This window comes from Elstera litoralis, assembly GCF_000963705.1.
In the GTDB taxonomy this organism is placed as follows: Bacteria; Pseudomonadota; Alphaproteobacteria; order Elsterales; family Elsteraceae; genus Elstera; species Elstera litoralis.
The window spans coordinates 1-2945 of the sequence record NZ_LAJY01000549.1; the positions used below are offsets into that span (position 1 = coordinate 1).

4 protein-coding genes are annotated in these 2945 nt (G+C 62.1%); 1 reads left to right on the top strand and 3 read right to left on the bottom strand.

Annotated features, from left to right (window positions below):
• A partial coding sequence (locus VZ95_RS25920) for a hypothetical protein (protein ID WP_045776964.1) occupies positions 1-220 on the top strand: 220 nt, incomplete at its 5' end.
• Between the two features lie 3 nt (positions 221-223).
• Here the strand turns inward: VZ95_RS25920 and VZ95_RS17285 are convergent.
• The 3 genes from VZ95_RS17285 to VZ95_RS17295 all read right to left on the bottom strand — a co-directional run.
• Positions 224-532 carry a P-II family nitrogen regulator gene (locus VZ95_RS17285; RefSeq protein WP_045776965.1) on the bottom strand — a complete coding sequence of 103 codons (309 nt, stop codon included), beginning with the start codon at positions 530-532 and terminating at the stop codon, positions 224-226.
• Between the two features lie 3 nt (positions 533-535).
• Entirely contained in the window at positions 536-1525 is a 990-nt protein-coding gene (locus VZ95_RS17290; protein ID WP_045776966.1) for a sodium-dependent bicarbonate transport family permease, read from the bottom strand.
• 11 nt (positions 1526-1536) lie between these two features.
• On the bottom strand, positions 1537-2945 hold a 1409-nt coding region (locus VZ95_RS17295; protein ID WP_052711894.1), incomplete at its 5' end, for a methyl-accepting chemotaxis protein.

A 2945-nucleotide genomic window follows, 5' to 3' on the forward strand; every position in this document is an offset into this window, starting at 1 on the left:
TGCCGCGACGCTTGGGTTCATCGCCATCGTCTCCGGCTTTCTGGAAGTGCGCCAAAGTAAGCGGCGCTATAAGAAGAATTATGTCGCGGGGCAGGAAACCGCCTATGTTCCGCTCATCGTCAGGCCGTCGCGTATTCATACGCTCTCCCATATAACGGCGGTGGCGACGCCGATTGTGTTTTTGCTGCTGAGCCTCTTCTTCGTTTATCGAAGCCTGTAGCAATCAAAAGTGATCCGGGCGTAAAACCTGAACATCCGATAGGGTCACAATCCCAAAACCATCCCCCAGAATGCGCTGACTGCCGGTCAAGATCGTGTCGGCGATTGCGGCGGTGGTGATGACCATCACCAGGGCATTACCATTGCCGCCCAAGGCTTCGCGCCCGCGCTCCCCGTGGTGACCGCGCCCAAGGAGATCGCGGATAACGGTATAGCCCGTTGCCCCGCTTGCATCGATCATGGCCAGCATCGCCGGAAGATAGGCGGTCTCGACGATCAGCTCGATCTTCTTGCGTGGATAGGTTTGCACCATCGTTTAGCCCCCCACGGCCCAGCGCGCGACCGCATAATAGAGCGGCACGCCGAGCACGATATTGAATGGAAATGTCACGGCCAGCGACAGGGTCATATAAATCGCAGGATCGGCTTTCGGCACCGCAAGGCGCATGGCGGCGGGCACTGCGATATAAGAGGCCGAGGCGCAAAGCAGCATCAGCAGCGTGACGCCGCCCAAGGATAGTCCGAGCAGAAGCCCCGCGCCCAAGCCCGCTGTGGCCGACATCAGCGGCATCACGACGCCAAACCCGACCAGCCCCACGGTCAAGCGTTTCATCGCGGCCCCGCGCCGGGCGACAGTGAGGCCGATGTCCAGCAAAAACAAACAGAGCGCGCCTTTGAACAGGTCATTGAAGAAGGGCTTCACGTCGGCCTCGCCGCGCGCGCCCGTGGCCCACCCGATCAGCAGCCCGCCCACGAGCAGCATGACCGAGCCGTTGAACAGCACCTCGCGTAGCAGATGATCCCGATGCGATGTTTCTGGTCCCCTGTCGCCAGCCGCCTTGGCGCCGCGATGGGCGAGATAAATGCCGGTAACAATGGCGGGGGTTTCCATGATCGCCACCATTGCCACCACATAGCCTTCGAACCCGACGGCCTGTTGCGCCAGGAAGGTTTGTGCCGACGCGAAGGTGACGATGCTGATGGAGCCGTAATGGGCCGCAATCGCGGCTGCCGTCGGCTGGTCGAGCTTCAAGAGGCTGCGCAGGGCGGCATAGGCGGGCAGGGGGAGCATGAGGCTGAGGAGCGCCGCCACCAGCAGGGCGGGGGCTGCCGACCAACCGGCCCCGCTGGCCGCGAGGCTCCAGCCGCCCTTAAGGCCGATCGCCAGCATCAAATAGAGCGACAGGCCCTTGGCGATAGGGGCAGGCACCTCAAGATCGGATTTGACCGCGCCTGCGACCAACCCCAAGACGAAGCAGAGAATGATGGGGGAAAGAAGGTTCGCAAGTGCGGCGTCTAAGATCATGATGGTCCCGGTTAAGCGGCCTCGTCGTCGTGCTGACGTATATAGGTGATGAAGTCGCGCACGTCCGCCCCCAATTGCTCGGCGGGGGTCAGCAGCCCTTCGGCGGCCCAGAGCACTTCGATTGCGCCCGAGCAAGATTTGATCGTCCCGAAGGTAACGGTGCCGATGGCGTCGGTAACGCGGCTCATTTCGGTGGCGACGCCTTGAACGTTGCGGGTGATTTCGCCGGTGGTGGCCTCCTGCTCCTCGACCGCCGCCGCAACGATGGTGGCGATTTCGCTGACCTCGGCAATGGTTTTGCGGATGCGCGTCATCCCATCCATCGCGCCCGTAGTTTCCTCGCGGATGCGGGCGATGCGCTGGGCGATATCCTCGGTGGCGCGCCCGGTTTGCGCCGCTAAATTCTTGACCTCGCCCGCGACCACGGCAAAGCCTTTTCCGGCATCGCCGGCGCGGGCGGCTTCGATAGTGGCGTTCAGCGCCAGCAGATTGGTTTGCGCCGCGATTTGATTGATGAGATCGACCACTTGACCGATCTCGATGGCGGCATCGGCCAAGCGTTTGACCTGTTCGGAGGCGTGATCGACATCGGTCACGGCTTGGCGCGTGCAGCTTACCGAGCGCGTCATATTCTCGCCAATCTCGGCGACCGATTTCGAGAGCTGCTCGACGGCGGCGGACACGGTTTCCGCCCGCTCCAGGGTGGCGTCCGCAGCCCCCGCCACTTCGAGCGTGCTGGTGGAGCCGGTTTCATTGCGCTCGGCGGTATGCTCGGCCATCTGGCAGATTTCGCCCGCCGAGGCGATGACCATATCGACGACGCCGATCACCGATTTCTCAAAGGTGCTGGCCAGCGTATCCATTCGCTCTTGCAGCGCCCGGCGGCTCTGACGCTTGCCTTCGGCCTGCTGCATCTCCAGCGTCTCTTTATCAATGGCATTCTGTTTGAAGACGGTGAGGGCTTTGGCAATCGCCCCCACCTCGTCGGGCCGGTCCGCGCCCACCACCTCGGTTCCGAGGTTCCCGGCGGCGATGTCCTGCATGGCTTCGGTAATCCGACTGAGCGAGCGGCTGGTGCGCCGGGCGATGGTGAGCGCCACCAACCCCGACAGGGTCACTGCCCCCGCCAACAGACCGAGGAACCGATTGGAGCCTTCCTTCCGGCTTTGCTCCAGCACGACGACGGTGGACGAGATCGCGGTTTCCCGCTCCTGAATCGCGGTTTCGAGCAAGGAGACAACGAAGCCATTCTGTTGTTCGGCATCGATCATGGCCGAATCGAGCCCCATGCCGCTGTTTTGAATCGTTCGGATGATGCTTTCGGCAATCTCGGTATAGGCCTTTTGCTCTTTTCGAATGGTCTCGATCTGCGTTTGCGCTTCGCTAGAGAGACTCTTGAACGCGGCCAGCCGGTCGAAAA